Raw genomic sequence first — 25,874 nt, 5'->3', positions numbered from 1 at the left:
GGGAGGGCCGCATGACCGCCGAGCACTGGACGCTCCTGGCCGACGTCGTGTCGGTCGTCTGCCTGCTGGGCGGGGCGTTCTTCGTCCTCGCCGCCGGGGTCGGCGTGCTGCGCTTCCCCGACCTGCTGTCGCGCATGCACGCCGGCACCAAGCCGCAGACGCTCGGGCTCGTGCTCGTGCTCGTCGGCCTGGCGCTGCGCCTGCGGGAGGGCGGCGCCGTGTGGGCGCTCGTCCTCGTGGTGATCTTCCAGATGCTCACCGCGCCCGTCGCCGCGCACATGGTCGGCCGCGCCGGCTACCGCACCGGCAAGGTCCGCCACGACCTGCTCGTCGTCGACGAGCTCACCCGCGACCTGCAGGCCGCCGACGCGCGCACCGCCGACGAGCTCGGCGCCGACGCGAGCGCGGGCGACGAGCTCGGCGCCGACGAGCCCGTCGCCGACGCCTCCGACGCCCCGGACCGCCCCGACGCCCCCGGCCGGTCCGCGCCCGAGGGGCGCCCCTCCGCCTGACACCCGAGCGACGTCCCGCGCGGCCCCGCGCCGCGGCCGGACGCCGCCGCAGCTCCACGAACGGACGGACCACGCGTGCCCACCGACGGCCCCACCGACGCGCCCGGCGTCGACCACCCCGACACGCCCCGCGACACGGCCGGCGACGCGTCCCTCGACGCGCGCCGCGCCGTGCGCGGTGGCCCCGCCGCACCGCTTGCGCCGACCCACCCGCCGGCCGACCCCGCGCCCGTCGCGGTCCCGGTCGACGGTGCACCCGAGGCGGACGTCGCGTGGTCCGTCCGCTCCGCGCTGCGCTCGCCGGCGCGCCTGCGCACCGAGGTGCTCGCCGGCCTGGTCGTCGCGCTCGCGCTCATCCCCGAGGCGATCGCGTTCTCGATCATCGCGGGCGTGGACCCGCGGGTCGGGCTGTTCGCGTCGTTCACCATGGCGGTCACGATCGCGGTCGTCGGCGGGCGGCCGGCGATGATCTCCGCCGCGACGGGGGCCGTGGCGCTGGTCGTCGCCCCCGTGGTCCGCGAGCACGGCGTCGACCACCTCCTCGCCACGGTGGTGCTCGCGGGTGTCCTGCAGGTCGTCCTCGGGCTCGCGGGCGTCGCGCGGCTCATGCGGTTCATCCCGCGCTCGGTGATGGTCGGCTTCGTCAACGCGCTGGCGATCCTCATCTTCACGTCGCAGCTCACGCACCTGGTGGACGTGCCGTGGGTCGTCTACCCGCTCGTCGCGGCGGGGATCGCGATCATGGTGGTGCTGCCGCGGTTCACGACCGTCGTCCCGGCGCCCCTGGTCGCCATCGTGCTGCTGACCGTCCTGGTCGTCGCCGCGGGCATCGCGGTGCCGACCGTCGGGGACGAGGGGGCGCTGCCCGAGAGCCTGCCGTCGCTGCTCGTGCCGGACGTGCCGTTCACGCTCGAGACGCTGCGGATCGTGCTCCCGTACGCGCTGGCGATGGCCGTGGTCGGGCTGCTCGAGTCGCTCATGACGGCGAAGCTCGTCGACGAGGTCACCGACACGCACTCCGACAAGACCCGCGAGGCCTGGGGGCAGGGCGTCGCGAACGTCGTCACGGGGTGCTTCGGGGGCATGGGCGGCTGCGCGATGATCGGCCAGACGATGATCAACGTGAAGGTGTCGCGGGCGCGGACCCGCATCTCGACCTTCCTCGCGGGCGCCTTCCTGCTCGTGCTGTGCGTGGGCCTCGGCGACGTCGTGGCGATCATGCCGATGGCCGCGCTGGTCGCCGTGATGGTCATGGTCGCCGTCGGGACGTTCGACTGGCACTCGCTGCGCACGCTGCGCCGCATGCCGCTGTCCGAGACCGCGGTGATGCTCGCGACCGTCGCGGTGACCGTGGCGACGCACAATCTCGCGTACGGCGTGGGCGTGGGCGTGCTCGTCGCGACGGTGCTGTTCGCGCGGCGCGTCGCGCACCTGACGACGGTCACGCGGCTCGACGCGTCCGACGACGACGGGGAGCGCGTGTACGCCGTCGAGGGCGCGCTGTTCTTCGCGTCGTCGAACGACCTGGTGCACCGGTTCGACTATGCGGGCGACCCGGCGCGCGTCGTCGTCGACCTGTCCCGGGCGCACGTGTGGGACGCCTCGACGGTCGCCGCGCTCGACGCGATCCGGCAGCGCTACGCCGCCCGCGGGACGGAGGTCGCGTTCGTCGGCGTGAACGCGGACAGCGCGGCCCGCCTGGACCGCCTGGCGGGCCGCCTGGACGCGGGCCACTGACCCACGCACGCCCCGCACGCCGCGAGGTCGCGGCCCCGAGCCCGCGACCTCGCGCCGAGCCCGCGACCTCGCCGGCCGCCGGGGCGGGACGGGTCAGCGCGCGATGAGCTTGGCCGCGCCGCGGGTCGCCAGGACGCGCGAGAGCGCCACGAGCGCGCCCGTGATCACGGCCGCCGCGGCGACCTCGGAGAAGTTGATGTCGTCGTCCGTGGAGTCCGGCGCCGGGGGCTTGTGCCCGCGCGTCTTCTCCCACGCCGCGTCGATGACCTTGTGGGCCACCCACGCGGCGCCCAGCGTCACGCCCATCCCGACGAGCTTCGCCACCACCGACTTGTCGTTGTCGCCCAACGCGTCCTCCCAGGTCGTACGCCGTGTTGCGGTGCCGGCACGACGCTAACGGGGTGCGGCGCGGTCCGCAGTCCGGTGGGCTCCGGGACCCGCCGCACCGGCCGCGGGCGCGCGGGTCGGACGCGTGTCCGGGGACGTCGGCGCGCGGGTCTAGGATCGCCGTGAACGACAGGGGAGCGTCGGGCGTCCGCGAGGACGCGCTGGACGCTGAGAGTGCGGACCACCGCAGACCCTCGAACCTGATCCGGCTCACACCGGCGTAGGGAGTCGGGCTAGCTCTTTCCCCGCCGGTCGTGCGTGCCCGCGGGTGCGTGCGTCGGCGGGGACCCCTCCGCACGACGACGGAGGACACGACCACATGACCCCCCGCACCCGTACCGGTGCCCGCGCCCTCGCCCTCACCGGTGTCGCGGCCCTCGCGCTGACCGCCTGCTCGGCGGTCGGCGGCGGCGCCGACGACGCGTCCGGCGGCCCGAGCGGCAGCGCCGACGCCGGCACGGTCACGCTCGTGACGCACGAGTCGTTCGCCCTCGCCGAGGGGCTGCTCGAGCAGTTCGAGGAGGAGTCGGGCCTGACCGTCGAGGTGGTGCAGCAGGCCGATGCCGGCGCGCTCGCGAACCAGCTCGTGCTCACCAAGGACGCGCCGCTCGGCGACGTCGTCTACGGCCTCGACACCACGTTCGCGACGCGCGCGCTCGACGAGGGGGTCGTCGTCCCCGCCGAGGTCACGGCGCCCGCCGCCGAGGACGCCGCCGCCTACGCCGTCGAGGGTGACGACGAGGGCGCGCTGACCGCGATCGACTACTCGGACGTCTGCATGAACGTCGACTCGACGTGGTTCGCGGCGCAGGGCGTCCCCGAGCCGACGACGCTCGAGAGCCTCCTCGACCCGGCGTACCGGGACCTCGTCGTCGTGCCGGACCCCGTGACGTCCTCGCCCGGCCTGGCCTTCCTGCTCGCCACCGTCGGCGCGTACGGCGAGGACGGCTGGACGGGGTACTGGGCAGGCCTGCGCGACAACGGGCTCAAGGTCGCGAGCGGCTGGGAGGAGGCCTACTACACCGACTTCACCGCCGGCGGCGGCGACGGGCCCCGCCCGGTCGTCCTGTCGTACGCGTCGTCCCCGCCGTTCACGGTCCCCGAGGGTGGCACGGAGCCGACGACCCGCGCGCTGCTCGACACGTGCTTCCGCCAGGTGGAGTACGCGGGCGTGCTCGCGGGCGCCGAGAACCCGGAGGGCGCGGCGCAGCTGATCGACTTCCTGCTCTCCGACGCGGTGCAGGCCGACATCCCGACGTCGATGTACGTCTACCCGGTGAGCTCGGCCGTGGAGCTGCCGGAGGAGTGGGCGCGGTGGGCGCCGCTGGCCGAGGAGCCGTTCGAGGTCCCGGCCGCGGACATCGACGCGCACCGCGAGGAGTGGCTGACGCAGTGGTCCGACACGGTCGTGGGCTGACGACCCGGCCATGACGACGACGCTCGAGCGGGGCCGCCCCGCCGCCGCACCCCCCGGGGGCCGCGGCGGCGGGGTGCCGCTCGGGCGCGTCCTCGGGTGGGCGGCCGCCGTCGCGGTGCCGCTGCTGTTCCTCGGCGTGTTCTTCGCCTGGCCGGTCGCGGCGATCGTGGGCCGCGGGTTCGTCACGGACGGCGCGCTCGACCTCGGCGGGTTCGCCGACGTCCTGTCCCGCCCGCGCACGTGGCGGATCGTCGGGCAGACGCTCACGCAGGCGACGCTCGGCACGCTGGGCGCGGTGCTGCTCGGCGTACCCGGCGCGTACCTGCTGCACCGGTGCACGTTCCGCGGGCGCGGTGCGCTGCGCGCGTTCGTCACCGTGCCGTTCGTGCTGCCGACCGTGGTGGTGGGCGTCGCCTTCCGGTCGCTGCTGGTCGAGGGCGGGCTGCTCGGCGGGCTCGGGCTCGACGGCACCCGGACGGCGGTCGTCCTGGCGCTCGTGTTCTTCAACTACGCGGTCGTCGTGCGCACCGTGGGCGGCCTGTGGGAGCGGCTCGACCCGCGCGCCGAGCAGGCCGCGCGGTCGCTCGGGGCGTCGCCGTGGCGCGCGTTCCGCACGGTGACGCTGCCGGCGCTCGCGCCCGCGATCGCGTCGGCGGCGTCGCTGACGTTCCTGTTCTGCGCGACGGCGTTCGGCACCGTCCTCGTGCTCGGCGGACGGCAGTTCGGGACGGTCGAGACCGAGATCTGGGTGCAGACGACGCAGTTCCTCGACCTGCGTGCGGCGGCCGTGCTGTCGGTGCTCCAGCTCGTCGTCGTGGTCGGTGCGCTCGTGCTCGCCGGCCGCGCGCGGCGCCGCACCGAGCGCGCGCTCGCGCTGACCGAGCCCGTCGACGCGGCGCACCCCGTGCGGCTGCGGGACCCGCTCGACGCGGTCGCGGTCGCGGTCACGGCGGCCACCGCGGTCGGCCTGCTCGCCCTGCCGCTCGTCAACCTGGTCGTCCGGTCGCTGCGCACGCCCGACGGCTGGGGGCTGGGCAACTACGCGCGGCTCGCGCAGCCGGCGGACGTGCTGCGCGTCAGCGCGCTGGAGGCCACCGTGACGTCGCTGCGGGTCGCGCTGGACGCGACCGTCCTCGCGCTCGTCGTCGGCGGGCTCGTCGCGCTCGTGGTGTCGCGGCGCCCGCGACGGCCGGCCGGGCGGCGCGCCGTGGCCGGGCTCGACGCGCTGTTCATGCTGCCGCTGGGCGTGTCCGCGGTGACCGTGGGCTTCGGGTTCCTCGTCTCGATGGACCGGCCGCTCGGGCTGCCGCTGGACCTGCGCACGTCGGGCGTGCTGGTGCCCGTCGCGCAGGCGGTCGTCGCCGTGCCGCTCGTCGTGCGCACCGTGCTGCCGGTGCTGCGGGCGATCGACCCGCGGCTGCGCGAGGCGGCGGCGACGCTCGGCGCCGCGCCCGGGCGCGTCCTGCGCACCGTGGACCTCGCCGTGGCGGTGCGCTCGCTCGGTCTCGCGCTCGGGTTCGCGTTCGCCGCGTCGCTCGGCGAGTTCGGCGCGACGTCGTTCCTCGCCCGGCCGGAGAGCCCGACGCTGCCGGTCGTGATCTTCCGGCTGCTGGGCCGGCCGGGCGTCGACAACTACGGCACGGCCCTGGCGGCGTCCGTGCTGCTCGCGGCCCTGACCGCGGGGATCGTGGCGGTGTGCGAGCGGCTGCGCTCGCCGGGCGTGGGGAGCAGCTGGTGAGCGACGGGCTGGGCGTGCGGGACGTCGTCGTGCGGTACCCGGGTGCGGCGCGCTCCGCCGTCGACGGGGTGTCGCTCGACGTGCCCGTCGGCGAGGTCGTGGCGCTGCTGGGCCCGTCGGGGTGCGGCAAGTCGTCGCTGCTGCGCGCCGTCGCCGGGCTCGAGCCGCTCGCCGGCGGCGACGTCGCGTGGGACGGCGTCGGCGTCACCGGCGTGCCCGTGCACCGGCGCGGGTTCGGCCTGCTCTTCCAGGACGGCCAGCTCTTCGGCCACCTCGACGTCGCCCGCAACGTCGCGTACGGGCTGGCCGGCACGCCTCGCGCCGCGCAGGCCGCGCGCGTCGCGGAGCTCCTCGACCTCGTCGGCCTGCCCGGTACGCAGCGCCGCGACGTCGCCACGCTCTCGGGCGGCGAGCGGCAGCGCGTCGCGCTCGCCCGCGCCCTCGCGCCGCGGCCGCGCCTGCTGCTGCTCGACGAGCCGCTGTCCGCGCTCGACCGGTCCCTGCGCGAGCGCCTCGCGCTCGACCTGCGCGACGTCCTCGTCGCGACCGGCACCACCGCGCTGTTCGTCACCCACGACCACGACGAGGCCTTCGCCGTCGCCGACCGCGTCGCCGTCATGGACGCCGGGCGCCTGCTGCAGGTCGCCGCGCCCGCGGCGCTCTGGTCCCGGCCGGCGTCGCGCCGCGTCGCGGAGTTCCTCGGGTACGAGGCGTTCGTCGACGTGCCGGCGGACCCCGCGGCGGCGCCCGCGGCGGTGCGGGCGCTCGTCGGGGCGCTCGACCCCGTGCCCGTCGCCGGCACGACGCTCGCGCTCGCGGCGGGTGCGTTCGTCGTCACGACGGGCGGCACGGACGGCGCCGCCCCGGACGGCGTCGCCTCGGACGGTGTCGCCCCGGACGGTGTCACCGGGGTCGTCACCGTGCTCCGCTCACGCCGTGGCCGCACCGAGGTCGTCGTCGACGTGCCGGGCGCCGGGCGGGTGACGGCGCTCGCGCCCGCCGGCTGGTCCTGCGACCCCGGCGCCGCGGTGCCGCTGCGCGCGGACGCCGCCGCCCTGGCCGCGCTGCCGGGTGCGTGGGTAACGTCGGAGCAGCACACCGGCTCGTGACCCGCGACGGAAGTGAGCAGCGATGACGCTGGAAGACCGCCCGATCGTGTCCCTCGACGTCGCCGCCCCGGTGGCCACCGTGTGGGCGCACCTGCGCGACCCGCAGCTCGTCCGTCGCTGGTTCGGCTGGGACTACGACGGCCTCGACGACGAGATCCGGCAGATCTTCGGTGCCGAGGTGCGCGAGCACCACGAGCACGCCGACGGCGTCACGCGCCGCACGCTCACGTGGCCGCACCACGACGTCCTCACCGTGACGGCGCGGGACGACGAGCCGCGCCGCACCCACCTGACGATCACGCGGCGCAGCCACGACGGCCTCGCCGCCTACGACGGCGTCTACGACGAGATCGACGAGGGCTGGGTCGCGTTCGCGCAGCAGCTGCGGTTCGCGCTCGAGCAGCACCCCGGCCAGGACCGCGTGACGCTGTCCGTGCTGGGGCTCGACGCCGGCGACCGCCGCGACCCGCTGCTGTACCGCGCCGGCCTGCACGGCGTGCGGGGGCTGCCCGTCGGTGCGCACGTCGACGTCACCCGTCCCGACGGCTCGCGCGTCGGCGGCACGCTCGTGCACCGCAGCGAGCACCAGGTCGCGATCCACCTGCACGGCATCGCCGAGTCGCTGCTCGTCCTCATGCTCGAGCCGGCCGGGCACCACCCGCCGCACGGGCGCGTGTCCGCGGTGCTGTCGACGTACGGGCTGGACGACGCGACCCTCGCCGAGGCGCGGCGCCGCTGGGCCGGCTGGTGGGGGGCGGAGGCGGCGTCCGCCTAGGCCGCGCCACGAGCGGCGGGCGGACCGCCCGGCGGGCGCGAGCGGCGCGCCGCTCCCAGACTGGACGGCGACGCCGACCCCAGGAGGACCGCATGCGCCGCTCCACGTTCACCGCCGTCACCGCCCTCACCGCGGGCGGGCTGCTGCTCACCGGCTGCGCCGCCGGTGACGAGGCCCCCGAACCGGGCACCGTCCCCTCGACCGTGGTCCCCGAGGACCTCGGCGAGGACCAGGTCAGCGAGGACGACCTCGACGCGCGGTTCGAGGACCTCGACCAGCAGCTGGAGGAGGCGGACGCGGGCATCCGGGAGGAGGTCCGGGCCGCCCTCGACGAGGCGGAGGACGTCGTCGACGAGGCGTTCGACGTCCGCGAGGACACCGCGCAGGGCGAGCGCGACGCCGTCGCCGACCGCCTCGACGGCTCCGTCGAGCGCATCGAGTCGGCCGCCGCGGAGACGTCCGACGCCTTCAACCGCGCGCTGACCGAGCTGACGGGCCAGCTGCGGCGCCTGTCGGAGGAGCTGCGCGCGACGCGGTCGTGAGACGCGGCCACCGCTCGACGCGCGGGCCCGGCCGTCCCGGGTGAGCCTGGTCCGGTCCGACACCTGCGTCCCACCGGAGGATCACATGCCCACGTTCCGCGTGTCCGGCACCGCCCTGCCCACCGCCGAGGCCGGCGACGTCGCGTCGATCGAGGACGCCGTCGCGGGCGAGGACGCCGTGCAGGTCGAGGAGGCGGTCCGTCAGGACGACGGCAGCGTGCAGTTCACGCTGCACGTCGACGCGGCGGACGCCGCCGCGGCGGCCGAGGTCGGCGGGCGCGTCGCGGACCGGATGAGCCCGGGCTCGACGGTCACCGTCCTCGCCTGAGCCGGCCCGGGGCGGCCCGAGCCGAGCCTGAGCCGGACCCGAGCCGCGTGCGCGGCGGTGCCCTCCGCACCGCCGCGCACGCGCGACCGGGCTGACGCGGCCGGTCGCCGCCGCGTCAGAGCTCGGCCTGCCACTCCCCGACGCAGCCCGCGGGACGGAACCCGAGCGCCACGTTGATGGCGAGCATCCAGCTGTTCTCCTCGGCGTTCCACGTGCTGATGCGCCGCACGGAGGGGCGCTCGCGCGCGAGCAGGTCGAGCTGCGCGATCTTCACGAGCATCCCGAGCCGGCGGCCGCGGTGCTCCTTCAGCACGAGCGTGTCGCCCTGCCACACGAACTCGTCGCTGTGGCCGGGCACCTGGAACGACGAGAACGCGGCGAGCCGGCCGGTCGGCACGTGCTCGACGGCCGAGGTCAGCAGGTGCTCGCCGCGGCCGAGGATCTGCTGCTCGGTGGTGCGGACGCGCTCGGCGTCCCAGCGGTCCTCCTCGAGGTCGAGGCCGCCGAGCGGGACGTCGGTGCTCATCCGGGTGTTGAGGAGCGCGAACTCGTCGACCCATGCGTCGGGGCACGCGTCCGCCCACTGCACGACGCGGTAGTCCGCGCCGGCCCGCTCGAGCGCGGCCGCGCGCTCGCGGGCGAGCACGTCGGGGTCGACCGGCAGGTGCAGGCGCGAGTGCCGCACGACCTGCTCGAGTCGCCATCCGCGCGCCTGCGCCCACCGCACCGACGGGTCGTCGGCGGGGACACGGCCCGACCCGGTCGGTGCCGAGAGGGCGCCCGGTCCGGCGGGCGGCTCGGTGGCGTGGTCCGTCTCGGCGACGAGCTTGCTGCGGCCGTCCCCGCGCGCCAGGCCGACCGCGGCGTCGTGCAGGGCCGCGCCGATGCCGCGGCCGCGGTGCCCCGGCAGCACGCCGACGTCGGCGTACCCCGTGTGCGTGTTCTCCTGCAGCGGCAGGTCGAGCCGGGCGTAGCCGACGACGCGGTCGGGGTCGCCCTCGTCGCCGTCCACCAGCGCCACGACCCGCCGGCGCCGCGTGTACCGCTGGTGCGCCAGGTCGGAGAGCTCCTCGCGCTCCGTGCCGGCGAAGTCGTCGTCGCCCCACTCGGCGCGGATGACGGCGTTGCGCGCGCGGACCATGCCGGCGACGAGCCAGGCGTCGGCGTCCTCGCGCGTGACCGCGAGCGGGAGCTCGCGCAGCGTCCAGGTGGTGGTCGTGGCGTCCATGGTCGCCACTCTCCTCGCGCCCGCCCGCGACGTCGACGCATTTCCGCCCCACCCACCGCACCCGCCCACCCCCCGTGGACCACCTCCGACGAACGCCCCCGTCCGCCCCCCACGCCGACCCGCCAGCGTGCCGAGATCGCCGGTCGCACGGCGAGGTCGCCGGTCCGAGCAGGCGACCTCGGGTCCGGAGCGGCGACCTCGGCGAGAAGCGGGGACGGGTGGGCCGCGCGCGGGCGGGGACGGCCGGGCGGGGTGGTGGCGGGTGGGGGCGGTGCGACGGGGCTAGGGTGCGCCGGTGGTGTGGCTGGAGGTCGTCGGATGGGCCGGCTCGGTGCTGGTCGTGCTCTCGCTCATGCAGGCGCGCGTGTGGCGCTTCCGCGTGATGAACCTGGTGGGGTCGCTGCTGGCCACCGCCTACAACGCGGTGTTCGGGATCTGGGCGTTCGCGGCGATGAACGGCGCGATCTCGCTCATCAACGTGTACTGGCTGTGGCGGCTGCGCCGGGAGCGGGACGACGCGCGCGTGTACGCGGTCGTGGCGGTGGCCCCGGACGACGCGTACCTGCGGCACGTGCTCGCGGTGCACGCGGACGACGTCGCCCGGCACCGCACGGTCCCGGCCCTCGACGTCGAGGCGGGCGACGGCGACGAGCTCCCGTTCCTCGTCGTGCGTGGCGACGAGACGGTCGGCGTGGTGCTGGTCCGCGACTCGGGAGGCGGCACGGGCGTGGTGCTGCTCGACTGGGTCACGCCGCGGTTCCGCGACTTCACGCCCGGTGAGTTCGTGTACCGCGGCACGGACGTGTTCGCGGCGCACGGCCTGCGGCGGCTCGTGGTGCCGAGCGCACCGCCGGGCTCGGCGCCGTACCTCGAGCGGGTCGGCTTCCGACGGGCCGACGGCGAGGCGTGGGAGCGCGCGGTGGTCGACGCCTGACGCCCGGACGGGCTGGCGTACGGATGGCCGCGCGCTAGAGTTCGGACAGCCGAACTTCAGGAGGAGCCGTGGCCGCGCCCGCCGTCGACCAGCCGAGCCCGCCCACGCGGCCCGGGCAGCCGCGGCGCGGTGTGCCCGTCCTGCTCGGGCCCGCGTTCGTCGCCGCCGTCGCCTACGTCGACCCCGGCAACGTCGCCGCCAACCTCACCGCGGGCGCCCGCTACGGGTACCTGCTGCTGTGGGTGCTCGTCGCCGCGAACGTCATGGCCGTGCTCGTGCAGTACCAGTCGGCGAAGCTCGGCCTCGTCACGGGGGAGTCGCTGCCCGGTGTGCTCGGCCGGCGGCTGCGGCGCGGCCCGCGCCTCGCCTACTGGCTGCAGGCGGAGCTCGTCGCCGCGGCCACCGACGTCGCCGAGGTGGTCGGCGGCGCGATCGCGCTGCACCTGCTGTTCGGCGTGCCGCTGCCGCTCGGCGGGCTGCTCGTGGGTGTCGCGTCGATGGCGCTGCTCGTGACGCAGGACCGGTTCGGGCAGCGGCGGTTCGAGGCCGTCGTCGTGACCCTGCTCGGCGTGATCACCGTCGGGTTCCTGTGCGGGCTCGTCGTCGACCCGCCCGACGCGGGCGGCGTCCTCGGCGGCCTCGCGCCGCGGTTCGCGGGCACCGACTCCGTGCTGCTCGCGGCGAGCATGCTCGGCGCGACCGTCATGCCGCACGCCATCTACGTGCACTCCGCGCTCGTCCGCGACCGGCACGGGCACGCGCCCGCCGGCGACGGCCGCCGGCTCCTGCTGCGTGCCACCCGCTGGGACGTCGCCACCGCGCTCGCGGTCGCCGGCGCCGTCAACATCGGCCTGCTCCTCCTCGCCGCCGCGGGCCTGCAGGGCACCGAGGGCACCGACTCCATCGAGGGCGCGCACGGCGCGATCGTCGACGCGCTCGGCCCCGGCATCGGCATCGCCTTCGCCGTCGGGCTGCTCGCCTCGGGGCTGGCCTCGACGTCGGTCGGCGCCTACGCCGGGGCGGCGATCATGGAGGGGCTCGTCCACAGACGCGTGCCCCTGCTCGTGCGCCGGGCCGTGACGATCACGCCCGCGATCCTGCTGCTGGCGCTCGGCGCCGACCCCACCTGGACGCTCGTGCTCAGCCAGGTCGTGCTCAGCTTCGGCATCCCGTTCGCGCTCGTCCCGCTCGTGCGGCTCGGCCGCGACCGCGCGCTCATGGGGGCCGACCGCAACGGCCCGTGGCTGCAGGCCGTGCTGTGGGTCGTCGTGGCGCTCGTCGTCGTGCTCAACCTCGCGCTGCTGGTGCTGCTCGTCACGGGCTGACGGCGTCGGCACCGGCGCCCGCGACCGCCGCCGCCCGCGCGACCGCCAGCCGCTCCGCCAGGTGCGTGCGCTCGGCGGTGTCCGGCACCAGCGCGAGCGCCCGCCCCAGCTCGGCGACGGCCTCGTCCGCCCGGCCCGCGCGCAGCAGCAGCTCCCCGCGCACCGCCGGCAGCCGGTGGTGGTGGGCCAGCACGTCGTCGAGGCCGTCGAGCAGCGCCAGGCCCGCCTCGGGGCCCACGCCCTCGGCGACCGCGACGGCGCGCGCGAGCCGCACCACCGGCGACCCCGTCCGGCGCTCGAGCGCCGCGTACAGCCCGGCGACGACGTCCCACCGCGTGTCCGCCGCCGTCGCGGCCGACGCGTGCTCGGCGGCGACGAGCGCCTGAAGGCGGTGGTCCTCGGCGAGGCCCTCGAGCGGCGGCAGCGCGCGCACGAGGGCCAGCCCCTCGGCGATCTCGTGCGCGTGCCAGCGGGAGCGGTCCTGGTCGGGCAGCAGGACGATGCGCCCGTCGGCGTCGAGGCGCGTGTCGCGGCGCGAGTGCTGGAGCAGCATGAGCGCGAGCAGCGCGCGCAGACCCGGGCGCCCGCCGAGGAGCCGGTCGAGCTCGCGCGTGAGCCGGATCGCCTCGTGCGCGAGGTCGACGCGCAGGCCGCCGGGCGCCTCCGCGGGCTGGTACCCGGCCGTGAACACGAGGTACAGCACCGTCGCGACCGTGTCGAGGCGCTCGTCGAGCCGGTCCGACGGCGGTACCGCGAACGGGATGCCGGACGTCGCCAGCCGCTTCTTCGCCCGCGTCAGGCGCGCCGACATCGCCGTGTGCTGCACCAGCTGCAGCCGTGCGATGTCGGCGGTGCCGAGCCCCACGACGAACCGCAGCGTCAGCGCGACGCGGTCGGCCGGCGCCAGCGCGGGGTGGCAGCACGCCAGCACGAGACGCAGCTGGTCGTCGGCGACGTGCGCGCCCGGGTCGACGGCCGCGGCCGCCAGCTCCCGCACGCGTGCGTCGACGACCATCAGCGGCTCCTTGCGGCGGTGCACCGCCTGCGTGCGCAGCCGGTCGAGCACCCGGCGCCGGGCCGCGGTGAGCAGCCAGGCGCCGGGGCTCGTGGGCACGCCGTCGACGGGCCACGTACGGGCGGCGGCCTCGAACGCGTCGGCCGCGCCGTCCTCGGCCAGGTCGGGGCTCGCGAACTGCCCGACCAGCAGCGCGACCACGTGCGACCAGTGCGCGCGCCACGCGTCGGCGAGCGCGGCGTCGACGTCGGTCCGGCGGCGGGCGTCAGCCACGCGCGCCCGCCGGTGCCGCGCCCGCCGCCGAGGTCACTGGCCCTCGGTGTAGGGCACGACGGGCCGGATCTCGACCGTCCCGCCGTCCATGATGATCGGCACGAGGGCCTGCAGCCCGGGCAGGTCGGCGGTGCGGATGAGGTAGTACCCGCCGAGCTGCTCGACCGTCTCCGTGTACGGGCCGTCGACGACCTCGGAGCCGTCGGCGCCGGGACGCACGAGCGTCGCCGTCCGCGCGGTGTCGAGCTCCTCGCCGCCGAGGATCTCGTGGCCCCCCTCGACGCAGGCCTTGGAGAAGCGGTCGTGGTCCGCGAAGGCGGCCGTGCGCTGCTCGGGCGTCGCGTTCACCCACGGAGCCTCGTCGCCCCAGAGCAGCACGAGGTAGGTGCGTGCGTCGGCCATGGCGGTCCCCTCTCGTCGCAGGGCACCCACTGTGCCCGTCACGACCCATGACGCGCGAGGGTCCGTGTTTTCGACAGGCCGACGCAGGACGGTCCTCGCCCTGCGGCCCGCGCGTGGCCGACCTAGCGTGGCAGGACCGTCGCACCCCACCCGAAGGAGCGAGAGACATGCCCGACACCGACCTCACCGGCCGCCGCGTGCTCGCCGTCGTCACCAACTACGGCGTGGAGCAGGACGAGCTCGTCGTGCCCGTGCGGCACCTGCGGGACGCCGGCGCCCAGGTCGACGTCGCCGCCGTCGAGGACGGGCCGATCCAGACCCTCGTCGGCGACAAGGACCCCGGCGAGTCGGTCGACCCCGACACCGTGCTGTCCGCCGTCGACGCGTCCGGCTACGACCTGCTGCTCGTGCCCGGCGGCACGATCAACGCCGACAACCTGCGCCTGCAGGACGACGCCCCGGCGCTCGTCAAGGAGTTCACGTCCGACGGCCGCCCGGTCGCCGCGATCTGCCACGGCCCGTGGGCGCTGGTCGAGGCCGGCGTGCTCGAGGGCAAGACGCTGACCTCGTACCCGTCCCTGCGCACCGACGTCCGCAACGCGGGTGGCGCGTGGGTCGACCGGTCGGTCGTGAGCGACGACGCGGGCGGCTGGACGCTCGTCACGTCGCGCACGCCCGACGACCTCGACGACTTCCTCGGCGCGGTCGACGCCGCGCTCACGGCGTCGCGCTGACGACCCCCTCGGCGGCCCGGGGCAGCGGCTCCGGGCCGCCGTCGTCGTCCGCGTCGTCCGGCCCGCCGTCCGGCCGGTCGCCCACCTCGGCCTCGGCGGCGCGCAGGTGCCGCTCGCGCAGGACGGGCAGGCACGCGAGCAGGACGAGGTCGAGCACGGTCGCGACGACGAACACCTGCACGAGGCCGACGCGGTCCGCGACGAGGCCCCCGAGCAGTGCGCCGACGGGCATGGTGCCCCACGCCAGCAGGCGGTAGGCGCTGTTGAGGCGACCGAGCAGGTGGTCGGGCGTGAGCCGCTGGCGCAGCGACACGGTGACGACGTTCCACACGGCGATGCCGGCGCCGGCCAGCGCCCACACGGCGGCGACGACGAGCACGCTCGTGGTCAGCGCCGGCACGGCGTGCGACGCCGCGGCGACGAGGATGCACAGCGCGAGGCTGAGGGTGCGGCCGAGCCGCCCGGCGATCCACGTCGCGGCGAGCGACCCCAGGACGGCGCCGACGGCCACCGAGGTCATGAGCGCGCCGTACCCCGGCTCGGACAGGCCGAGCGGCGAGTCGGGACCGACCGCCCACAGCACGAAGACGGCCATCATCGCGGACTCCGCGAGGTTGGAGACGCCCACCATGAGGGCGAGCGTGCGCAGCACGGGACGGCGCCAGAGGAACCGCAGGCCCTCGCCGACCTCGGCCCGCAGCGTCGTCCGCGGCGCCGACGCGTCCGCGTCCGACCGGCCGGCGCGGAACGTGCCGCGCACGCCCAGCAGCGCGAGCACCGCGAGGACCCACAGCAGCGCGGGCGCCCCGGTCGCCACCGCGACGCCCGCGGCCACGAGGAACCCCCCGAGCGGGGGACCGACGAACTGGTTGGCGGTCACCTCGACGGCGTACAGCCGCCCGTTCGCCCGGTCGAGGTCGGCGCGGCCGACGACGCGCGGCAGGATCGACTGCGCGCTCGTGTCGTGGAAGACCTCCGCCGTGCCGATGACGACGGCCACGCCGTACAGCAGCACGAGCGAGCCGGTGCCGGTGAGGGGCGCCGCGACGAGCGCGACGAGGGCGCCCGCGCGGACGAGGTTGGCGACCAGCATGGTCCGGCGCCGGTCCCACCGGTCGGCCAGGGCGCCCGCCGGCAGGGACGCCAGCAGCCAGGGCAGGGACAGCGCGAGCGGGATGCCGGCGATGATGACGGGGGAGTCCGTGTAGCGGAGCGCGACCAGCGGCAGCGCGGTCTTCAGCACGCCGTCGGCGGCGTTCGACAGCCCGGACGACGTCCACAGCCACCAGAACGCGGAACGGTGCCCGGGCGTCGGCATGGGCGGCACCGTAGCAGTTTCACGCGGGGCGTTGACAAGAGTGCGGGACGACGTTCACGGGCGTCGTGACGCCGTGCGCGCGTGCCCGGGACGTCCCGTTCCGTCCCGCGGACGCGCGTCCGCGCGGTACGGTCCGCGGATGGCCGTCACCAGCGCCGGGGTCCTCCTGCACCACGGCGGCCCCGTGCCGCGCGTGCTGATCGCCCACATGGGTGGTCCCTACTGGGCGCGCAAGGACGCCCGCGCGTGGACCGTCCCGAAGGGCCTCGTCGAGCCGGGCGAGGACGTCGTCACCGCGGCGCACCGCGAGTTCCGCGAGGAGGTCGGCGTGCCGGCGCCGGACCTGCCGGCCGTCGAGCTCGGTGCGTTCCGGTACGCGTCCGGCAAGGTCGTCGTGGTGCTCGCGGTCGAGGTGCCGGCGGACCTCGTCGGGTCGCCCGCGGACCCCGCGTCCCACGACCTGACGACCCGCCCGGGCGTCAGCACCGTGGAGGTCGAGTGGCCGCCACGGTCCGGGCGGCGGCTGACGTTCCCGGAGGTCGACCGCGCGGAGTGGACGACGTGGGACGACGCCCGCGAGCGCCTCGTCGCCGGGCAGGTCCCCGCGATCGACGCCCTCGCCGCCCGAGCGGCGCGGGCATGAGCGCCGGCGCCCGGGACGACGCCGGCGGGCGTCCCCGGTGGAACCACAACGTGCACTACCACCGCGTCGTGCACGACGCGGTGCCGCCGGGCGCGCGCACGGCGCTCGACGTCGGCTGCGGCGAGGGCACGCTCGCCCGGCGCCTGCGCGAGCGCGTCCCCGACGTCACGGGGGTCGACCTGCACGGGCCGAGCCTGGCGGCCGCCCGTGCCGCGGGGGGTGACGTCACGTACGTCGAGGGGGACGTGCTCACGCACCCCTTCACGCCGGGGTCGTTCGACCTGGTGGCGTCCGTCGCGACGCTGCACCACCTGGACGCGCGGACCGGCCTGCTGCGGCTGGCCGCGCTCGTGCGCCCCGGCGGGCGGCTCGCCGTCGTCGGCCTCGCGCGCGCGTCGTCCGCGTCCGACCTGCCGTACGAGGCGGCCGCCCTGGCGCTCGACCCGCTCGCGCGGTGGCGCCGCGGGTACTGGGAGCACCCGTCGCCGACGGTGTGGCCGCCCCCGGCGACGTACGCCGAGATGCGCGCGCTGGTGCACGAGCTCCTGCCCGGCGCGCGCTACCGCCGGCACGTCTACTGGCGGTGGTCGGCCGTGTGGACGCGACCGCCCGCCTGACCGTCCCGGCCGACCGTCGTCCGCCGCGCCGCCCCGCCCCGGCGCGTCAGGCGTGGTCGGGCGTCTGCTGGTGCAGGACGAGCCGCCACCCTGCGTCCGTGCGCCGGTAGGTCGACGCGAGCGTGGCGGTGTACGTCCACGTGCCGCGGCGGCCGCGGAACGGGTAGACGACGGTCGCGACGTCGCCGGACGTGACGAGCCGCGGCTCGCCGAGGTCCGCGTCGTCCCAGCCGTCGGAGGCGTCCATCGCGGCGACGCACGCGTCGCGGTCGAGGACGGCGCCGGGCACCACCACGAGCGCGTCGTCGGCGAGGGTGTCGGCGTACACGGCGCCGCGCCCGTGCGCGAGCCGCCGCTCGGAGACCATGAGCTCGTCGGCGAGGGTCATGCGACCAGTCCAGCACGTGGCGCGCGCACGTGCCGCTGCTCGGCGGGCGGTGCCGCGCGGGCGTCGTTACCGTCGACGGCGTCGGCGACGGGAAGGGTGCACGATGACGCTGGACGGCAAGGTCGCGCTGGTCACGGGCGCGGGGTCGGGCATCGGACGGGCGAGCGCGGTACGGCTGGCGCGGGACGGCGCGACGGTGGTCGCGCTCGACCGCGACCGGGCGGAGGCGGACGACGTCGCCGAGGAGATCCGCCGCGCCGGCGGCACGGTGCTGCCGGTGGCCGCGGACGTCGGCGACGCGGCGGCGGTCCGCGCGGCGTACGCGCGCGTCGAGGAGGAGCTCGGCCGGCTCGACGTCGTCGTCGCGAACGCCGGCGTCAACGGCGTGTGGGCCCCGATCGACGAGCTGGCGCCCGAGGAGTGGGAGTCGACGCTGACGACCAACCTCACGGGCACCTTCCTGACCGTGCGGTACGCGGTGCCGCTGCTCGTGCGGCAGGGCGGCGCGGTCGTCGTCGTCGCGTCGATGAACGGGACGCGCACGTTCACCACCGCGGGCGCGTCCGCGTACTCCACCAGCAAGGCGGGGCAGGTCGCGTTCGCGCGGATGGCGGCCGTCGAGCTGGGCCCGCGCGGCGTGCGCGTCAACACGGTGTGCCCCGGGGCGATCGAGACGAACATCGTCGCGAGCACCGAGCAGCGGCACACCGCGGACCTCGGCGTGCAGGCGGAGTTCCCCGACGGGCAGATCCCGCTGACGGGTGACGAGTCCGGCGAGGCGGCGCAGGTCGCGGACGTCGTCGCGTTCCTCGTCTCGGACGCCGCGAGCCACGTGACGGGCACCGAGGTGTTCGTCGACGGCGGGCAGTCGCTGGTCGCCTGAGGGCGGACGGATCGACGGCGCGTCGCCCGGCGCGTCGAACCGCGACCGGGACTCCTCCCACGGGCGTACGCCCCGTGTACGCACACCGCGCGTACGCCCGCGGGAGCGACTCCGTCCCGCGGCCGACACGCAGGAGCGACACGCCGTCGCTCGTGCGCCCGAGGCGCAGTCGGGCCGGGGTGGCGTCAGCGCATCCGCGCGAGCCGGGCCCGGTCGACCGCGTCGACCATCAGCCCGTCGTCCTCGCGGACCCAGCGGGCACCCGTGGCGCGCCGCTCCGCGCGCGTGGTGAACCGGTAGCGGTACAGGTGGGCGCGGACCCAGCGCGGCGGCTCGCCGTCGAACGGGTCGTGCGCGAGCAGGCGGAGGGTCGGGCGGTCGGCCTCGAGGAGCCGTCCGAGGAACGGCACGAACCAGCGCAGCTGCGCCGACGAGCCGAGCGCCAGGAACCACATCCCCCAGTCGAGGCGCAGGTGGTACGGCGCGTACTGGCGCGGCAGCCGGCGGACGTCCCCGGGCTTGCCGCGGAACTCGTACTCCAGCCACGTCGCGCTCGCGGGGTCGGGGTCGCGCGTCCCCTCGACGACCACCTCGGAGCGGCGCCGCGTGATCGACCCGAAGGCGCCGTACGCGTTGACGAGGTGCCACACGTTGAACGACGCGTTCATCGCCTGCCGCCGCGACAGCAGGTTGCGCAGCGGGTGCCGGCTCAGCCAGACGCACAGCGCGGTGACGGCGAGCACGACGACGACGAACCCGACCGGCGGGTCGGCGGCCGGTGCGGCGGGGGGCAGGTCCACGCCGACGAGCCCGAGCGCCCACCGCCACGACGCGTCGTCGATCGCCGCGCACGCGAGCACGACCGTCAGCCAGTTGAGCCAGGCGAAGTTGCCCGACAGCACGAGCCACAGCTGCGTCACGACCATGACTGCGGCGGCCGTCGACGCGACCGGCCCGGGCACGAGCAGCCCGAACGGCACCACGAGCTGCGTCACGTGGTTCGCGAGCACCTCCACGCGGTGCAGGGGCCGCGGCAGCAGGTGGAACAGGCGGCTCAGCGGGCCCGGCATCGGCTGCGTCTCGTGGTGGTAGTACAGCGCCGTGAGGTCCCGCCAGGCGTGGTCGCCGCGCCACTTGATGAGGCCCGCGCCGAGCTCGAGCCGGAAGACCAGCCACCACACCAGCGCCAGCACGGTGACGGGCGGCGCGATCCGGTCCGAGCCGAGGAACGCCACGAGGAAGCCCGCCTCGAGCAGCAGCGACTCCCACCCGAACCCGTAGAACACCTGCCCGACGTTGACGACCGACAGGTACAGCGCGAACAGCAGCAGGAACGCGAGCCCGGGCAGCCACGGCGGCCCCTGCTGCGGCAGCCCCGCCACCAGCGTGAGCGCGACGACCACGCCCACCCACCCGACCAGCACGACGAGCCGGTCCGAGAACCACCGGTGGAACAGGCTCGGCGCCGCGCGGAACGGCACGCGTGCGGTGAACGCCGGCACGGGCAGCAGGCCGCGCTCGCCCAGCAGCGGCCGGAACTGGTGCAGCACCGCGACGAACCCGAGGACGAACACCGCCGCCACGCCGCGCTGCAGCACCTCGCGCGCGATCGTGTAGCCCTCGGCGTCGAACCACTCCACGGCGCCTCCCGCCCGCCCGACGTCCCCGCCGTCCAGCGTGCCCGCGGGGCCGCCCCCGCGCGCGCCGAGGTCGCCGGTCCGTCGGTGAGGTCGCCCGTGACGGGCGGCGACCTCGGGACGGGACCGGCGACCTCGGCACGGTGGCGTGCGCGGGTGCCGGCCGGACGGGTCAGCTCACCGGGGCCGCCCCGGTCGTGGCCGTGCCGGTCACCTCGGCGCCGGTGCGGGTGACCGTGTAGTCGACCGTCCGGCCGCTCCAGAAGTGGAACGTGAGGTGCACGGCGGCGCCGTCGGTGACCTCGGCGAAGAACGCCGGGCGCAGCACGATCTGCCCGTCCTCCGGCGCGAACGTCACGTCGAACTCCTTGAACGACGTCCACGAGTGCGGGCCGGCGTTCGTGCCGTCCGCGTAGCGGGCCTCCATGGTCGCGAGGCGGTCGCCGCGGAAGTCGGTCGGCACCGCGAAGTCGTCCACCGTGCCGGTGGCGTCCGCCAGGACGGGCGCGTCCGCCGCGACGACCTCGATGCGCCACGGCAGGCCCTTGCTGAACCGGACCTCGAGGACGGCGCGCGTGCCGAACGCGGCGTCGGGGCCGACGACGCGCTGCAGCAGCGCGGCCGGCAGCGTGAGCGTGTCACCCTCGAGCCGGTACTCGCGGTCCTTGAGCCGGCGGCCGTCGAGCCGGACGTCCTTCACGCGGTTGCCGTTCGGCTGGAGCGTGATCGTCTGGTCCGTCACGGCGCCGGGCGTCACGAAGACCTGGTCCGTCGACGCCGTGCCCGAGCGCCGCTTCCAGCTCTCGGCGATCTGCGCGAACAGCGCCGGGTCCTGCCACGCGAACGTGGTGCGGTCGAGGTGCTGGCCGTTGTCCCACAGCATCGTCGTGACGCCGGTCGTGCGCGCCAGGTGCCCGACGTGCTCGAAGAACTTGAGCTTCTCGCCCTGCTCGATGGTGCCGGTGTGCCGGTCGAACCCGAGCAGGCCGTACTCGCCGAGGATCACCGGGACGCCCTGCGCGACGAAGGAGTCGTGCACGCGCTGGAAGGTCCCCTCGGTGTCGGCCTGGGCCGTCGCGTCGTAGCGGAAGCCGCCCGCGACGTTCACGCTGAACGGCCAGTAGCCGTAGTAGTGCACCGTGGCGGCCAGGTTCGGGTCGTCGAGCGCGTCGAACGTGGCGGTCAGCGCGTCGAGGCGGCCCTGCTCCGCGTTGGTGTGCAGCGTCGGCAGGACGAGGACGCGGTCGGCGTTGCGTCCGCCCGTCGCGCGGACGATCTCGTGGAAGCGGACGTTGAGCTCGTCGAGCAGCGCGTACGCCGTCGCGTCGTCGACGCCCGCGAACTGCGGCTCGTTGACGCTCTCCAGCAGCAGACGGTGCGAGTGGTCCCGGAAGCGGTCGGCGAGCTGCCGCCACAGGGCGTCGTACTGCGCGACGACCTCGTCGTGGCGCGTCGGCATCTGGTTGATCCACTGCCACGAGTCGTGGTGCACGTCGAGGAGGACGTAGAGCTTCTCGTCGAGGGCCATGTCGACGACCTCCTCGACGCGGTCCATGAACGCCGGGTCGACGGCGTACTCCGGCGCGGGCCCCTGGTGCTGGCCGAACGTCACCGGGATGCGGATGCTGTTGAAGCCGGCGTCCTCCACGGCGTCGAGCAGGTCCTCGGTGACGCGCGGGTTGCCCCACGCGGTCTCGTCCGGGCCGACCGCGTCGAGGGTGTTGCCGAGGTTCCAGCCGGGCTGCATGGCGGCGACGGTCCGCTGCGCCGCGGTCTGCTTCGGTGCGCGGGCGGACGCGGCGTCCGGTGCCGCGGCGGCCGGTGCGGCGAGGCCGGCGGCCAGCGCGGCGGTCGAGACGAGCGCGGTGACGCTCGCCCACAGGCGTCGGTTCACGGGTGCTCTCCTTCGGGCACGGGGGCGGCGGTGCCCCCGGCGGGGCGGGCGACGGTGCCCGCACGCGACGACGGATCGGCCGTCGAAGCGCTTCGATCGGAGTGTACGGATCGCCGCGGATGTCCGGAACCCCCGAACCGCTTCGCCCGAACCCGCGCACCATCGGGCCCGTGCCCCCGCCCCCGCCTCCGTCGCCGAGGTCGCCGGTCCGGCGCCGACGTCGCCTGTCCGGACCGGCGACCTCGCGACGTGACCGGCGACCTCGGCGAACCACGTGCGGTGGCGTGGCGGGCGGGTGGTCGGCGGAGGGGCGTCAGCGGAGGGACGTCAGCGCGGCGCCGTGCGGGTCGGCGAGCGCGCGCGCCACGCCGTCGACGGACACCACGAACCGCGCGCCCGGCTCGACGCCGGCCGGCAGGTCCAGGTCGAGCACACGGGCGCCCTCGTTGCTCACCCAGTGCCCGGGCAGGGCGCCGACCGCCGCCACGAACCGGGCCCGCGCCGCGGCGTCGAGGTAGGCGAGCACGGCGCTGTGCAGCACGACGAGCGTCGCGTCGGGCGGCGCCTCGGCGGCGAGTGCCGGCAGGAGGTCCAGCAGGTCGCCCGCGACCACGCGCGGCGGGGCGGCGCGGGCCACGGCGAGCGCGGCACGCAGTCGGGACCGGCGCGCGTCGTGCTCGGGCCAGACGAGCGTCTCGAGCCACGCGCAGGCGTCGTCGTCGGCGACGTCGACGGGCGACAGGTCCACGCCGGCGCGCCACGCGACCTCCGGCACCCGGCCGGGCGCCGCGACGCCGTCGAGGCGGCACGGCAGCACGACCGGCGACGGCCCGTCGGCCGGGTCGAGCGCCGTGCCGTCGTCGTACCGGTAGGAGTAGCGGTCCGGCAGGAGGCACAGCCCGGCGGCGGCGCCGACCTCGAGCAGCGCCAGGGGCTGGGGCAGCGCCGCGAGGAAGGGCAGGAGGACGGCGCACCGCCCCGCCTCGTTGGTCTGGGTCGCGCGCGCGAGCACCGTCGCGCGCACGTCCGGCCACGCGCCGAGCAGCGTCGCGCGCAGCGACCCATACGTGCCGGCGGCGCCGTGCCACCGCGCCGCGGCGAGGACGAGGTTCGGCTGACGCTTGCCGGGCGGCAGGTCGGCCAGCAGCGCGAGCACCTCCGGGTCCTGCGCGACGCCGGCCGCCCAGGCGGCGTAGGTCGGCGAGGTGCCGCGCGCCTCCCGCTCCGCGAACGCGCGGTAGGCGTCGGCGAGGCGGGCGCGGCCCGTGTGCACGTCGGGGTCCATCGCGTCAGCGTCGCAGCCACACCGCGACGTCGCCACGACGTGGCGACACCCGCCGCGACGACGGTGCCGGTGCCCGCCGGTGCGGCGGTCAGGCGTCGCGGGCGACGCGGAAGCCGACGTCGTCGATCGACAGGGTCGGGTGGCTGCGCCGGCGCACCGACGCGCGCACGCTCCAGTGCTCGTCGAACCAGCCGCCGCCGCGCAGCACCCGGTAGGTGCCGTAGACCTCCGGGTCGTACACGTCCCAGCACCACTCCCAGACCAGGCCGAGCGTGTCGTGCAGCCCCCAGGCGTTCGGCTGCTTCGTCCCCACGGGGTGCAGCCGCTCGCCGGACGTGCCGCGGTACCAGGCGATCGCGTCGAGGTCGCCGTAGCGGGGGCCGGTCGTCCCGGCGCGGCACGCGTGCTCCCACTCCGCCTCGGTGGGCAGGCGGTACCCGTCGGCGCCACGGTCCCAGGCGACGTGCTCGCGCGCCTCGTCGACGTCGTAGCAGGGCGGGAGGCCGTCGCGCACGGACAGGGCGTTGCACAGGCGCACGGCGTCCCACCACGAGACGCCGACCGCGGGCAGGGCGGGGTCGGTGGCGGCGTCGTCGCGCAGGCCGGCGAGCTGGCCGCCGGTGACGGGTGCGGCGCCGATGCGGAACGCGCCGACCGGCACGTCCCACGTGCGCGCGCTGCGGCGGTCGGAGAGCCGCACCGTCCCGGCGGGCGCGTCGACGAGGGGGATGTCGGCACGGGGCACGCGCCGACCGTAGCGGGCCGCGGGCGCGCCGCTCACGCGTCCCGGCCGACCGCGCGGCCGGCGCGCCGCCGTCCCGCGACGTCCACGGCCGCGACCACCGCGACCCCGGCGGCGTACGCGAGCAGGTCGCCGGCCACGAACGTCGAGCCCAGCACGTACGCCGCCGGGGGCCACGCCGCGACGACGGCGGCCGGCGCGCCCGTCAGCTGCGCGAGCTCCACGGCGACGCACCCGCCGAGGGCGACGGCCGCCCCGACCGGCCACCGCACGCGGGGCGCCGCGAGCAGCACGAGCAGGTGCACGAGCGCCGCGTACAGCGCCCCGCCGGCGAGGTCGGCGGCGAGGGAGTCGCCGCGCGCGACGACGAGGCCGGTGACGAGCACGCCGGCCGCAGCGACGAGGAGGGGGCCGCGGCGCCGGGCGGGGGCGTCGGCACGGGGTCGGGTGGGCACCGGCGGACCGTACCCCCACCGGCCGGTAGCGTCCGGGCCGTGCTGCGCGCGGTGCTCGTCGACCTGTACGGGACGCTCGTCGCCGACGACGACGTCCTCGTCGCGGACCTGTCCGCACGGCTGTCGGCACGGGCGGGCGTGCCCGTCGCGGACGTCGCGGCGGCCTGGCACGCGCACCAGTGGGCCGCCGGTGACGTCGCGCACGGGGACGCGTTCCGCACGCTGGCGGACCTGACCCGCGCGACGCTCGTGCACCTCGGCGTCGCGTTCGCCGTGCCCGTCGACGTCGAGGCGGAGCTCGCCGTGCTGCGCGCGGCGTGGCGCCGACCGGCCCTGCTGCCGGACGCCGCGGCGTTCCTCGCGGGGCTCGACGTGCCCGTGTGCGTGGTGTCGGACGCCGACCGCGCGGACGCCCGGGCCGCGGTCGCGCTGCACGGGCTGACCGTGCGGGACGTCGTGACGAGCGAGGACGTCCGCGCCTACAAGCCGCGGCCCGAGCCGTTCCGGCGGGCGCTCGACCGGCTGGGCGTCGACCCGCGCGAGGTCGTGCACGTCGGCGACTCCGGGACCGCGGACGTCGGCGGGGCGTCGGCGCTGGGCATGCGCACCGTGCACGTCGACCGCGGCGGCCGCGGCCTGCCGCCGGGCGTGGTCGCGTCGACGGTCGTCGGCTCGCTGACGGAGGTGCGCCTGCCCTGACCCGGCGGCGGACCGCACCCGGGCCCGTCGACGCGCGCCCGGGGTCAGCCGCCCGCGGCCCGGTACGCGACGCCCGCCTCGGTCGGCGTGGACGCGTCCCGGTACAGGCCGAACTCGACGCTGTCGCCGACGGCGGGCAGCCCGAACCACGCGTACCGCTCGACGTACGGCCGCGCCTGCATGCCCGCCGTCGAGCCCTGGATGAACGCCGCCGCCTGCGCGCCCGTGGGGTGGCGCGGGCTGCCGCCGAAGCTCATCAGCCCGTACTCGGTGACCCACACCGGAAGGCCGTAGCGCGCGTGCACCGCGTCGACGTAGCCGAGGAAGTGGTCCACCGCCGCCGGGCCGAAGTCCGAGCCGTACCAGTGCAGGGTGATGAAGTCGACGCGCAGGCCGCGCTCGCGGGCGCCGGCCAGGAACCGGTCGAGCCACCCGCCGGGCACGTCGCCGCCCCACGCCACCGCCGGGCTGCCGAGCCGCATGCCGGTCGCCTCGAGGCGCGGCCAGAGGTCGAGCGCCTCCTCGACGCTCATGGCGGACTGCTCCCCGAGGTCCGGCTCGTTGAAGCCGAGCAGCACGTCGCCCTCGCTCCGGGCCTGCGCGAGCGTCGCGTCGGTGACGGCGTCGCGGCCCCAGATCATCGGGACGAACTCGACGTCCGCGGGGCGCGGGGTGCGGTCGTCCGACGGCGACCAGTTGTAGAACCACGACGCGCCGACGTCGTCGAGCGCGCCCGCCGTGTGCGGGAACTCCCACGTCCCGACGCCCTTCTTGCCCGACGTGGCCGCGGGCGCCGGCGCGGGCGGCGCCACGGGCGCCGGCTCCGGCGCGGGCGGCGCGGGCGGCGCGGTCGACGT

At 76.5% G+C, this 25,874-nt stretch carries 27 protein-coding genes and 1 riboswitch; of the genes, 15 read left to right on the top strand and 12 right to left on the bottom strand.

What is annotated here, in order from left to right; all coding sequences use genetic code 11:
- The first annotated feature begins 11 nt into the window (after positions 1 to 11).
- Positions 12 to 512, top strand: a complete 501-nt coding sequence (mnhG, locus tag AB6N23_RS05350; protein WP_412865059.1) for a monovalent cation/H(+) antiporter subunit G — start codon at positions 12 to 14, stop codon at positions 510 to 512.
- A 171-nt stretch (positions 513 to 683) separates the two neighbouring features.
- A complete protein-coding gene (locus AB6N23_RS05345) occupies positions 684 to 2,249 on the top strand; it encodes a SulP family inorganic anion transporter (protein WP_412865069.1) in 1,566 nt (521 codons plus the stop codon).
- A 93-nt stretch (positions 2,250 to 2,342) separates the two neighbouring features.
- Here the strand turns inward: AB6N23_RS05345 and AB6N23_RS05340 are convergent, their stop codons facing one another.
- Positions 2,343 to 2,597: a DUF4235 domain-containing protein gene (locus tag AB6N23_RS05340; RefSeq protein WP_412865058.1), complete on the bottom strand. Its 255-nt coding sequence runs from the start codon at positions 2,595 to 2,597 to the stop codon at positions 2,343 to 2,345.
- A 160-nt stretch (positions 2,598 to 2,757) separates the two neighbouring features.
- Positions 2,758 to 2,880, top strand: a riboswitch (TPP riboswitch).
- Positions 2,881 to 2,955: 75 nt separating this feature from the next.
- Here AB6N23_RS05340 and AB6N23_RS05335 point away from each other — a divergent pair.
- The 6 genes from AB6N23_RS05335 to AB6N23_RS05310 all read left to right on the top strand — a co-directional run bounded on the left by AB6N23_RS05335 (position 2,956) and on the right by AB6N23_RS05310 (position 8,545).
- Positions 2,956 to 4,053: a thiamine ABC transporter substrate-binding protein gene (locus tag AB6N23_RS05335; RefSeq protein WP_412865057.1), complete on the top strand. Its 1,098-nt coding sequence runs from the start codon at positions 2,956 to 2,958 to the stop codon at positions 4,051 to 4,053.
- Between the two features lie 10 nt (positions 4,054 to 4,063).
- On the top strand, positions 4,064 to 5,791 hold the full coding sequence (locus AB6N23_RS05330) for an ABC transporter permease (protein WP_412865056.1): 1,728 nt from the start codon (positions 4,064 to 4,066) through the stop codon (positions 5,789 to 5,791).
- Complete coding sequence (locus AB6N23_RS05325) at positions 5,788 to 6,900, top strand: ABC transporter ATP-binding protein (protein WP_412865055.1); 1,113 nt, start codon at positions 5,788 to 5,790, stop codon at positions 6,898 to 6,900. The genes AB6N23_RS05330 and AB6N23_RS05325 overlap by 4 nt, the downstream gene beginning before the upstream one ends.
- 22 nt (positions 6,901 to 6,922) lie before the next feature.
- A complete protein-coding gene (locus tag AB6N23_RS05320; RefSeq protein WP_412865054.1) occupies positions 6,923 to 7,675 on the top strand; it encodes an SRPBCC family protein in 753 nt (250 codons plus the stop codon).
- A 92-nt stretch (positions 7,676 to 7,767) separates the two neighbouring features.
- Entirely contained in the window at positions 7,768 to 8,217 is a 450-nt protein-coding gene (locus tag AB6N23_RS05315) for a hypothetical protein (protein WP_412865053.1), read from the top strand.
- Between the two features lie 85 nt (positions 8,218 to 8,302).
- Positions 8,303 to 8,545, top strand: a complete 243-nt coding sequence (locus AB6N23_RS05310; RefSeq protein WP_378199850.1) for a hypothetical protein — start codon at positions 8,303 to 8,305, stop codon at positions 8,543 to 8,545.
- 115 nt (positions 8,546 to 8,660) lie between these two features.
- Here the strand turns inward: AB6N23_RS05310 and AB6N23_RS05305 are convergent, their stop codons facing one another.
- Positions 8,661 to 9,773, bottom strand: coding sequence for a GNAT family N-acetyltransferase (locus tag AB6N23_RS05305; protein ID WP_412865052.1), 1,113 nt, complete (start codon positions 9,771 to 9,773; stop codon positions 8,661 to 8,663).
- 295 nt (positions 9,774 to 10,068) lie between these two features.
- Here AB6N23_RS05305 and AB6N23_RS05300 point away from each other — a divergent pair, with 295 nt between their 5' ends.
- On the top strand, positions 10,069 to 10,707 hold the full coding sequence (locus tag AB6N23_RS05300) for a hypothetical protein (RefSeq protein WP_412865051.1): 639 nt from the start codon (positions 10,069 to 10,071) through the stop codon (positions 10,705 to 10,707).
- Between the two features lie 131 nt (positions 10,708 to 10,838).
- Entirely contained in the window at positions 10,839 to 12,032 is a 1,194-nt protein-coding gene (locus tag AB6N23_RS05295; protein WP_412865068.1) for an Nramp family divalent metal transporter, read from the top strand.
- Here AB6N23_RS05295 and AB6N23_RS05290 read toward each other — a convergent pair.
- Positions 12,022 to 13,320 carry an RNA polymerase sigma factor gene (locus AB6N23_RS05290; protein WP_412865050.1) on the bottom strand — a complete coding sequence of 433 codons (1,299 nt, stop codon included), beginning with the start codon at positions 13,318 to 13,320 and terminating at the stop codon, positions 12,022 to 12,024. The two genes, AB6N23_RS05295 and AB6N23_RS05290, sit on opposite strands and share 11 nt — an antisense overlap.
- A 33-nt stretch (positions 13,321 to 13,353) precedes the next feature.
- Positions 13,354 to 13,722 (bottom strand): YciI family protein, encoded by a 369-nt coding sequence (locus AB6N23_RS05285; RefSeq protein ID WP_412865049.1) that lies wholly within the window; start codon positions 13,720 to 13,722, stop codon positions 13,354 to 13,356.
- 167 nt (positions 13,723 to 13,889) lie between these two features.
- Between AB6N23_RS05285 and AB6N23_RS05280 the strand changes: the two genes are divergently transcribed.
- Complete coding sequence (locus AB6N23_RS05280) at positions 13,890 to 14,456, top strand: type 1 glutamine amidotransferase domain-containing protein (protein ID WP_412865048.1); 567 nt, start codon at positions 13,890 to 13,892, stop codon at positions 14,454 to 14,456.
- Here AB6N23_RS05280 and AB6N23_RS05275 read toward each other — a convergent pair.
- Complete coding sequence (locus tag AB6N23_RS05275) at positions 14,440 to 15,774, bottom strand: MFS transporter (RefSeq protein ID WP_412865047.1); 1,335 nt, start codon at positions 15,772 to 15,774, stop codon at positions 14,440 to 14,442. The genes AB6N23_RS05280 and AB6N23_RS05275 overlap by 17 nt on opposite strands.
- 139 nt (positions 15,775 to 15,913) lie before the next feature.
- Between AB6N23_RS05275 and AB6N23_RS05270 the strand changes: the two genes are divergently transcribed.
- Both AB6N23_RS05270 and AB6N23_RS05265 read left to right on the top strand, forming a co-directional pair.
- Entirely contained in the window at positions 15,914 to 16,417 is a 504-nt protein-coding gene (locus tag AB6N23_RS05270; RefSeq protein WP_412865046.1) for an NUDIX domain-containing protein, read from the top strand.
- Positions 16,414 to 17,034: a class I SAM-dependent methyltransferase gene (locus tag AB6N23_RS05265; protein ID WP_412865045.1), complete on the top strand. Its 621-nt coding sequence runs from the start codon at positions 16,414 to 16,416 to the stop codon at positions 17,032 to 17,034. The genes AB6N23_RS05270 and AB6N23_RS05265 overlap by 4 nt, the downstream gene beginning before the upstream one ends.
- Positions 17,035 to 17,080: 46 nt before the next feature.
- Here the strand turns inward: AB6N23_RS05265 and AB6N23_RS05260 are convergent, their stop codons facing one another.
- Entirely contained in the window at positions 17,081 to 17,422 is a 342-nt protein-coding gene (locus AB6N23_RS05260) for a nuclear transport factor 2 family protein (protein ID WP_412865044.1), read from the bottom strand.
- Between the two features lie 103 nt (positions 17,423 to 17,525).
- Here AB6N23_RS05260 and AB6N23_RS05255 point away from each other — a divergent pair, with 103 nt between their 5' ends.
- Positions 17,526 to 18,305 carry an SDR family oxidoreductase gene (locus AB6N23_RS05255; protein WP_412865043.1) on the top strand — a complete coding sequence of 260 codons (780 nt, stop codon included), beginning with the start codon at positions 17,526 to 17,528 and terminating at the stop codon, positions 18,303 to 18,305.
- 185 nt (positions 18,306 to 18,490) lie between these two features.
- Here the strand turns inward: AB6N23_RS05255 and AB6N23_RS05250 are convergent, their stop codons facing one another.
- The 5 genes from AB6N23_RS05250 to AB6N23_RS05230 form a co-directional block, all read right to left on the bottom strand.
- Positions 18,491 to 19,945, bottom strand: a complete 1,455-nt coding sequence (locus AB6N23_RS05250) for a lipase maturation factor family protein (RefSeq protein ID WP_412865042.1) — start codon at positions 19,943 to 19,945, stop codon at positions 18,491 to 18,493.
- Positions 19,946 to 20,114: 169 nt separating this feature from the next.
- Positions 20,115 to 21,836 carry a cellulase family glycosylhydrolase gene (locus AB6N23_RS05245; RefSeq protein WP_412865041.1) on the bottom strand — a complete coding sequence of 574 codons (1,722 nt, stop codon included), beginning with the start codon at positions 21,834 to 21,836 and terminating at the stop codon, positions 20,115 to 20,117.
- 313 nt (positions 21,837 to 22,149) lie between these two features.
- Positions 22,150 to 23,121, bottom strand: a complete 972-nt coding sequence (locus AB6N23_RS05240; protein ID WP_412865040.1) for a DUF2332 family protein — start codon at positions 23,119 to 23,121, stop codon at positions 22,150 to 22,152.
- 88 nt (positions 23,122 to 23,209) lie between these two features.
- Positions 23,210 to 23,866, bottom strand: a complete 657-nt coding sequence (locus AB6N23_RS05235; RefSeq protein ID WP_412865039.1) for a formylglycine-generating enzyme family protein — start codon at positions 23,864 to 23,866, stop codon at positions 23,210 to 23,212.
- Positions 23,867 to 23,898: 32 nt separating this feature from the next.
- On the bottom strand, positions 23,899 to 24,318 hold the full coding sequence (locus AB6N23_RS05230; protein ID WP_412865038.1) for a DUF2809 domain-containing protein: 420 nt from the start codon (positions 24,316 to 24,318) through the stop codon (positions 23,899 to 23,901).
- 39 nt (positions 24,319 to 24,357) lie between these two features.
- Here AB6N23_RS05230 and AB6N23_RS05225 point away from each other — a divergent pair, with 39 nt between their 5' ends.
- On the top strand, positions 24,358 to 25,017 hold the full coding sequence (locus AB6N23_RS05225; protein WP_412865037.1) for an HAD family hydrolase: 660 nt from the start codon (positions 24,358 to 24,360) through the stop codon (positions 25,015 to 25,017).
- Between the two features lie 44 nt (positions 25,018 to 25,061).
- Here the strand turns inward: AB6N23_RS05225 and AB6N23_RS05220 are convergent.
- A partial coding sequence (locus AB6N23_RS05220; RefSeq protein WP_412865036.1) for a glycoside hydrolase family protein occupies positions 25,062 to 25,874 on the bottom strand: 813 nt, incomplete at its 5' end.

It is taken from the genome of Cellulomonas pasadenensis (genome assembly GCF_047229365.1).
In the GTDB taxonomy this organism is placed as follows: domain Bacteria; phylum Actinomycetota; class Actinomycetes; order Actinomycetales; family Cellulomonadaceae; genus Cellulomonas.
The sequence above is the reverse complement of the archived record's forward strand: the minus strand, read 5'-3'. Positions and strand labels throughout refer to the sequence as shown.